This window comes from Streptomyces sp. MZ04, from assembly GCF_004684775.1.
In the GTDB taxonomy this organism is placed as follows: Bacteria; Actinomycetota; Actinomycetes; order Streptomycetales; family Streptomycetaceae; genus Streptomyces.
In genome coordinates this window covers 1-7,376 of sequence record NZ_SRIC01000360.1, presented here as the reverse complement: position 1 = coordinate 7,376, position 7,376 = coordinate 1, and the positions used below count along the sequence as shown (strand labels likewise).

Here is a 7,376-nt window from a genome sequence, read left to right as displayed (position 1 = left end):
GGGCTTGGGGGCGGGTGTTCGATACGTTGATCCGTCACGTGCCGATCCGTCACGTGCCGAGATCTTGGAGGACTGTTCAGATGGCCGTACGCAAGGCCGGGCGCATCGTCGCCGCGGTGGCCGCCACCGCACTCGTCGCCGGGGGCGCAGCCGCCTGTGGGCCCGAGGACCTCACGGGCGGGGGCGGCGACAAGGGGTCGGCCACGGCCTCGGCTTCGGAGTCCGCGTCCCCCGCGGGACCCGAGGCGAAGGAGCCCCCGGCGGGCACCGACGCGCTGGCCAAGGTCCCCGCCACCGTGAAGGGCGGCGTGATCACGGTCGGCGACCCGGATGCCGCGCACGTGGTCAAGTTGTACGAGGACCCGCGCTGCCCCATCTGCAAGAAGTTCGAGGAGACCGGTGCGCGGGCCCTGGTGAAGCCGGTGGCCGAGGGCCGGGTGAAGGTCGAGTACACGCTCGCCTCGTTCCTCGACAACAACCTCGGCGGCCACGGCTCGGTGAACGCGGCGAACGCGCTGCGGGCGTCCGTGGAGGCGGGCAAGTTCCCGCAGTTCCACGCCGCGGTCTTCGCCAACCAGCCCGAGAGCGAGACCGAGGACGCGTACACCGCTGCCTTCCTGCTGAAGATCGCCGACAAGGTGGACGGTCTGCGGGGCGCCGAGTTCGACAAGGCGGTGAAGAACGTGACGTACAAGAAGTGGGTCGGTGAGGCCATGCAGGCCTTCACCGACGACGGCATGCAGGGCACGCCGACCGTCCTCATCGACGGCGAGAAGGTGGAGGGCAACGTGCTGTTCGACGAGGCCGCGTTCTCCAAGAAGCTCAAGGCTTCCGGGATTTCCTGATCCGCATCTCCTGATCCGACGGTGCTGCGGGAAATCCCCGTGCGGCTGCCTCACCCCCGCGGGGTCGTGGCTTCTCGCTGTGGTTCGTCAGCTGTCCGGGACTAAGTCCTGGTCTTGCACAACGAGCATCACTGGCGGTGATGCAGCGTTTGCGTCCAGCCCCATCCGAGGGTTTCCGGGTGGGGCAGGGGCCGTTGACTCGACCCCGCGTCGCCACAACTCCCACGCTCTGGCGCGGATGTTGCGGGAGCTGTTCCGGTCTGCGTGGTCAACGAATCCGCAGTTCCGGCAGACGAAGAGGGCCTGGGAGACCCGGTTCGCTTTGTCGATGTGTCCGCATTCGGCGCAGGTGCGGGAGGTGTACGCGGGATCGACATGCACGACCGGCACCCCGGCCTTGCGAGCCTTGTACGCGATGAACGCCCCCAGCTGGGCGAAGGACCAGCTGGAGTGGGTGGCCCGTTGGGGCTTGCGAAGCCGTACCCGCTCGCGGATGCCCGTCAGGTTTTCCAGGGCGATTCCGCGACCGGTGCGTTCTGCCTCGGCCACCACATGTTTCGCGATCTTGTGGTTGATGTCTCTCGCCCGCCGGGCCTCCTTGCGACGCCGCTTCTGCATGCGGCGCTTGGCGGACGGGGTGTTCTTCTTCTGCAGTTTCGCGCGCAGGCTGCGTTCGCGAAGGCGGCCGCGGTTGAGTTCACGCCCGGCCATGATCTGACCATCGCTGGTGGTGGCGATGTTCGCGATACCCAGATCGATCCCCAGGAAGTCGACCGGATCATTGTTCAACGGCGCTGCGGGCACCTCGCAGATGGCGTTCAAGAACCACATGCCGTCGCGCTCCAGCAGGTCCGATTCACCCTTGCGGTACAGGGCGAGCGTGGCCAGCTGCTCGGGCGAGGTGGTGAACGCCACGTGCTTCATCCGGCCGCCAGTGGTCCAGATGGACACCGTCCGTTCGGTGGTTTGCCACGAGAGCATCCGGTCGTCGTAGGGCTGGGCGCCCTGGGGTCGGAAGGCAATGGGTTTCTCGGTGGCCCGGCGGTAGCGCTTCGAGCCGGGGCGGCCCAGGTTTCCGGCCTTCAGGTTGCCCTTGAGGGTGGCGTAGGCGTCACAGGTCTTCTTGATCACGTGCTGGGTGGCCTGCGCCCCCAGTCGCCACCGGTCCTTGACCTGCCCATAGGTGTGCTTGCGCAGAGCGAAGTTCTTGAACTCCCCGCGCTCGAAGGCGACCTCACCCACCCATGACGCGGCCTCGTTGCATGCCTGCAGGGTCGCCTCAAGCGCCGCCGCCTGTGCGGGCGTCGGTAACAGCTTGACCTGCACAACCAGCTTCACGATCACCGAATGTATACACCCGTACGGCCCTCCACCGCATGTTCCCGGTACATCACCCCATCGGGTGAACGTGGTGTTGTGTGGGATGCACGGCATCTACCTGGAGGACCTGTACGTACGGCCGGAGGCGCGCGGCGGCGGGTACGGCAAGGCGCTGCTGACCGAGCTGGCGCGGATCTGCGTGCAGCGGGGCTATGAGCGCCTCGAGTGGTCCGTGCTCGACTGGAACGAGCCGTCGATCAACTTCTACAAGTCCCTCGGTGCGCTGCCGCAGGACGAGTGGACGGTTTACCGGCTGACCGATGGGGCGTTGGCCGAGTTGGGGTCCGCCGGCGAGTAGCGGACCCACCGGCTTTTGGTCAGGGGATCAGTACGACCTTGCCCGTCGTGCCCCGGCTTTCCAGGGCGCGGTGCGCGGCCGCCGCCTCCGACAGGGGGAAGCGCTGGACGGCGGGGGTGAAGTGGCCCCGCGCCGCCTCGGCGAGGGCGGCGAGCTCCAGGGTGCGGACCGGGTTGTCGCCGCCGGCCTTCTGCATCATCGCCGGGCCAAGGACGTTGACCTGGGTGATGCCACGGGCCGCGAGCTCCTCTTCGGTGAACGTCAGGGGCTCGCCGTCGTGCAGGCCCTTGCCGGACCAGCCGAAGACGATGTGGGTGCCGCCGGGGGCGAGGAGGTCCACGGCGGCGCGGCCCGCGTCGCCGCCGACTCCGTCGAAGACGACGGTGGCACCGGGGGTGTCGAGGCTCTTCAGGTACGTACGCACCTCGTCCGGCCACGCCGGGTTCTTGTAGTCCACCGCCAGGTCCGCGCCGTTCGCCTCGACCATGGCCGTCTTCTCCGGGCCGCCCGCGAGGCCGATGACGGTGGCGCCCCGGTGCTTGGCGTACTGGACGAGGAGCGTGCCGATGCCGCCCGCCGCCGCGGGGATCACGGCCACGGAGCCGGGGGCCAGGTCGGCGAACTGCAGAATGCCCATCGTCGTACGGCCCGTGCCGATCAGGGCGACGGCCTCCGCGTCGTCGAGGCCCTGCGGGATCTCGTGCAGGCGGGCGGCCTCCGTGACGGTGAGCTCGGCGTAGCCGCCGGGGACGAGGCCGATGTGGGCGACCGCGCGTCTGCCGAGCCAGGCAGGGTCGACTCCCTCGCCCACGGAGTCGACCGTGCCCGCCACTTCGCGGCCGGGGATCGTGGGCAGCGGGGGCAGTTCGGGGAGCGGGCCCTTGCTGCCTTCGCGGATCGCGGTGTCCAGGAGGTGCACGCCGGCCGCCGTCACGGCGATGCGGACCTGGCCGGGACCCGGTACCGGGTCCGCCGTCTCCTCGTACGTGAGGTTCTCGGCCGGGCCGAAGGTGTGCAGGCGGATGGCGTGCATGGTGGGCTCCTGTCGGTGGTGGCTTTCCTGGTTCTGGCCTGGTTCTGGCCTGGTTCTGGGCCAGTTCTGGCTGTTCTTTCGCCAGCCTCTTACCTCAAGCGGACTTGAGGTCAAGCCTTGCCGGGGTGAGCGCGAGCGTCACCGCCTCGAGCGCGCTGTTGAAGGAGACCTCGGAGAGCAGTCCGGGCGCCGCCACCTGGTCGCCCGCCAGGTAGACGCCGTCGCCGCGGTCGATCGCCGGACGGTCGCGCCAGTCGGGGAAGCCCAGGTCCATGAGGTGCTCGAGGCGGGTCGAGCCGTCCGCCTTGGACTCGTCGGGGGAGAGCGGGATCTGGGCCTGGACGAGCTCCTGGCCGGCGGGGGCCAGGCTGCGGTCCTGGGTGGTGAACCGCTCGACCCAGCCGGTCCCGTCCAGGTCGGAGACGGCGAAGAGGTCGCCCTTGCGGGAGCGCAGGGCCAGGTCGACGAGGGTGGTGCGGGCGCTGGTCGACTGGAGGGAGTCGTCGCGCAGGAGATGGCGGGCCGCGGGGAGCGCGGTGGTGACGACGACGGGTCCTTCGGCGGTCAGGGCGCCGGGGTCGTCGACGCGGGACAGCGACTCCACGCGTACGCCCAGGTTTCGCGGTGGGGTCCGTTGTGGGCCTTCTCCGGTACGACGGCCGGGGTGCGCCGGATGTGACATCGGGGCGCCTTGTCAGTGGCGGGGTGCACGATGGGGGAATGGGACGACAGGGTGCGGCAGTGGTGAAGAAGGCTCGGCGGCCCGAGGTCCGGCTGCCGGCGCTCCGGGCGTTCGAGGAGGGCGAGTTGTCGCCCGACGGGGACTACGACGGGGTGGAGTTCCGGGACCTCGACCTCGGCGGTCAGGACGGCGGGGGAGCGCTGTTCCTCGACTGTGCGATGACGGGGTGCGGGATGACCGAGACGCGGCTGAGCCGGGCCCGCTTCGTGGACTCTGTGCTGACGGAGCTGAGGGGGGTCGGCACGGAGCTGGTGGAGGCGTCGCTGCGGGACGTCGAGGTGGTGGACGCGCGTCTTGGGGGCGTCCAGCTGCACGGGAGTGTGCTGGAGCGGGTCGTCGTGCGGGGCGGCAAGATCGACTATCTGAACCTGCGGAAGGCGCGGTTGAAGGACGTCGTGTTCGAAGGGTGCGTGCTGGTCGAGCCGGACTTCGGGCAGGCGGCCCTCGAGCGGGTGGAGTTCGTGGACTGCGCGTTGAAGGGGGCGGACTTCAGCGGCGTACGTATGAAGGATGTCGACCTGCGGTCGGCGGCGGAGGTGGACATCCTGCGCGGGATCGACTGCCTGGCCGGTGCGGTGATCAGCACGGCCCAACTCCTCGACCTGGCCCCGGCGTTCGCGGCGCAGGTGGGGGTGCGGGTGGAGTAGCTACGCCGGAGGCACACGGGGGTAGCGGGACTGGAGGGTCCAGATCGCCGGGTTGTCGGCCAGGGAGTCGTGGAGGTCGGTGAGGTCCGCCAGGAGGTCCTGGAGGAAGTCACGGGCCTCGCGCCGCAGCTCCGTGTGGGAGAACGTCAGCGGGGGGTCCTCCGCCCGCATCCAGTCCGCCTCGATGTCCACCCAGCCGAACCGCCGGGTGAACAGCATCCGGTCGCTGGACTCCGTGAAGTCCAGTTCCGCGTACTGGGGACGGGAGGCCCGGCTCCCCAGCGGATCCTGGTCCAGCGTCTCGACGATGTCGCACAGCGCCCACGCGAAGTCGAGCACGGGAACCCATCCCCAGGCTGTGGACAGCTCCCGGTCGGCCTTGGTGTCCGCCAGGTACACATCCCCGCAGAAGAGGTCGTGGCGCAGCGCCCGGACGTCCGCCCGGCTGTAGTCCAGCTGCGGAGGATCAGGGAAGCGGCGGGAGAGCGCGTAGCCGATGTCGAGCACGGGGTCGATGGTGTCACGGCCGGGCGGCGGCGCGGTCCGCGGCCGTCAGGTCAGGTCAGGTCAGGTCGGGTCAGGTCAGGCCGGGTCAGGTCAGGTCAGGTCGAGTCAGGTCGGGTCGGGTCAGGGCAGCAGTCGCTGCTCCTTCGCCACGGCCACCGCGCCCGCCCGTGTGTCGACGCCCAGCTTGTCGTAGATCCGGCCCAGGTGGGTCTTCACGGTGGCCTCGCTGATGAACAGGGCGCGGGCGATCTCCCGGTTGCCCAGGCCCTGGGACAGCTGGCCGAGGATGTCGCGTTCGCGGTCCGTGAGGGTGGGGTGCGGGGCGCGCATCCGGGCCATGACGCGGGAGGCGACCGGGGGCGAGAGCGCGGTGCGGCCCTGGGACGCGGCGTGGATCGCGGAGAACAGCTCCTCGGGGCGTTCCGCCTTGAGGAGGTAGCCGGTCGCGCCCGCCTCGATGGCCCGGGTGATGTCCGCGTCCGTGTCGTAGGTCGTCAGGACCAGTACGTGGGGCGGCTCGGCCGACGCCGCGGTGATGCGGCGGGTCGCCTCGACGCCGTCGATGCCCTCGCCCAGCTGCAGGTCCATCAGGACCACGTCCGGCGTCAGCTTCGCGGCCAGGGCCACCGCCTCCTCGCCCGTGCCCGCCTCGCCGACCACCTCGATGTCCGGCGCGCTGCCAAGCAGGGCAAGGAGACCCGCGCGTACGACGACGTGGTCGTCGCAGACCAGGAGGCGGACGGGCGGTGTGGTCGTCATGAGGTCTCCAAGGGGGGCTCGAGCGGGGGCTCCAGAGGGATCGACACGGAAAGGACCGTGCCCTCGCCCGGTGCCGACTCGATCGTCAGTGTGCCGCCGAGCTGGCCCGCCCGCGCGCGGATCGCGGGAAGGCCGTGGCCCCGTACGCCGGTGCTCCTAGAGGCGGAAGGATGGAAGCCCCTGCCGTCGTCCGCGACGTCCAGGACCACCTGGTCGTCCAGGAACGTCAGGGTCAGCGCCGCCGTGCTCGCCTCCGCGTGCTCGCGTACGTTCGCCAGCGCGCCCTGCGCGATACGGAGCAGCGCCGAGCCGACCCGGTCCGGCAGCGGCACCGGGCCGCCCTCCGCGTGGAAACGCACCGTCAGGCCCGCGTCCGACTCCTGTTCCGCGAGCGCGCGCAGCGCCTGGGTCACACCGCCGCCGTCCGCGAGGTCGGCGGGCGCCAAGTCCTGCACGAACCGGCGGGCTTCGGCGAGGCCGCGTTCGGTGATCGATTCGGCGGTACGGACGTGGGTGCGGGCCTTGGCCGGGTCCGCGTCCCAGACCCGGTCGGCGGCCTGGAGCAGCATCTGCTGGCTGGACAGGCCCTGCGCGAGGGTGTCGTGGATCTCCATGGAGAGGCGCTGGCGCTCGGCGAGCGTGCCCTCGCGGCGTTCGGTGGCGGCCAGTTCGCGGCGGGTGCGGATGAGGTCGTCGATGAGTGCGCGCTGGCGGGCGGCCTGGCGCTGCATGTACAGGAAGACGGCGCTGGCCACCGCCGCCCACGCGGGCGGCGCGAACAGCAGGTTCGGGTCGAAACGGCCCGCGAGCTCGAGCTGCGCGGTGACCACGAAGGCGGTCAGGACGGCCACCAGGACCAGCGCGGCGCGCGGCGGCAGCGTACGGAGCCCGGTGTAGAAGAGCGGCACCGCGCACCACGCGAAGCTCGGTGCGAGGAGGACGAGCACGCCCCAGGCCGCCACGACGAGGGTCAGCCAGGCAAGGCGGTGCGGGGTGGGGCGGGTGCCGAGCGAGGGGCCGAGTACGTAGAGCAGCGCGAGGGAGACGGAGAGCGCGATGATCCACGGGGTGCGGGGCTCGCCGGGGTGACGGAGCAGGAAGCGGGCCAGCGAGGCGGCCAGGAGGAGGAAGAACGCCGTGTGCATGACGGCTGCGAGCCAGCGGG

7 protein-coding genes and 2 pseudogenes are annotated in these 7,376 nt (G+C 70.7%); 3 read left to right on the top strand and 6 right to left on the bottom strand.

What is annotated here, in order from left to right; translation table 11 throughout:
- Positions 1-80 precede the first annotated feature (80 nt).
- On the top strand, positions 81-845 hold the full coding sequence (locus tag E2651_RS39125) for a thioredoxin domain-containing protein (protein WP_135336033.1): 765 nt from the start codon (positions 81-83) through the stop codon (positions 843-845).
- 87 nt (positions 846-932) lie between these two features.
- Here the strand turns inward: E2651_RS39125 and E2651_RS39120 are convergent, their stop codons facing one another.
- The gene (locus tag E2651_RS39120) at positions 933-2,183 is read right to left on the bottom strand and encodes a transposase (RefSeq protein WP_245239489.1); all 1,251 of its coding nucleotides are present in this window, start codon (positions 2,181-2,183) and stop codon (positions 933-935) included.
- 82 nt (positions 2,184-2,265) lie between these two features.
- Here E2651_RS39120 and E2651_RS39115 point away from each other — a divergent pair.
- A pseudogene (locus tag E2651_RS39115) lies at positions 2,266-2,523 on the top strand (GNAT family N-acetyltransferase); the annotation flags it as partial.
- A 19-nt stretch (positions 2,524-2,542) separates the two neighbouring features.
- Here E2651_RS39115 and E2651_RS39110 read toward each other — a convergent pair.
- Positions 2,543-3,556: a zinc-binding dehydrogenase gene (locus E2651_RS39110; RefSeq protein WP_135336032.1), complete on the bottom strand. Its 1,014-nt coding sequence runs from the start codon at positions 3,554-3,556 to the stop codon at positions 2,543-2,545.
- A 94-nt stretch (positions 3,557-3,650) separates the two neighbouring features.
- Positions 3,651-4,175, bottom strand: a pseudogene (locus tag E2651_RS39105) (FAD-dependent oxidoreductase); the annotation flags it as partial.
- 101 nt (positions 4,176-4,276) lie between these two features.
- Between E2651_RS39105 and E2651_RS39100 the strand changes: the two are divergent.
- Positions 4,277-4,945 carry a pentapeptide repeat-containing protein gene (locus E2651_RS39100; RefSeq protein ID WP_209446358.1) on the top strand — a complete coding sequence of 223 codons (669 nt, stop codon included), beginning with the start codon at positions 4,277-4,279 and terminating at the stop codon, positions 4,943-4,945.
- Here the strand turns inward: E2651_RS39100 and E2651_RS39095 are convergent, their stop codons facing one another.
- The 3 genes from E2651_RS39095 to E2651_RS39085 all read right to left on the bottom strand — a co-directional run.
- On the bottom strand, positions 4,946-5,452 hold the full coding sequence (locus E2651_RS39095) for a hypothetical protein (protein WP_135336031.1): 507 nt from the start codon (positions 5,450-5,452) through the stop codon (positions 4,946-4,948).
- 120 nt (positions 5,453-5,572) lie between these two features.
- The gene (locus E2651_RS39090; RefSeq protein WP_135336030.1) at positions 5,573-6,211 is read right to left on the bottom strand and encodes a response regulator transcription factor; all 639 of its coding nucleotides are present in this window, start codon (positions 6,209-6,211) and stop codon (positions 5,573-5,575) included.
- Positions 6,208-7,376: sensor histidine kinase (locus E2651_RS39085; RefSeq protein WP_135336029.1), on the bottom strand; the 1,169-nt coding region annotated here is incomplete at its 5' end. The genes E2651_RS39090 and E2651_RS39085, both read right to left, overlap by 4 nt.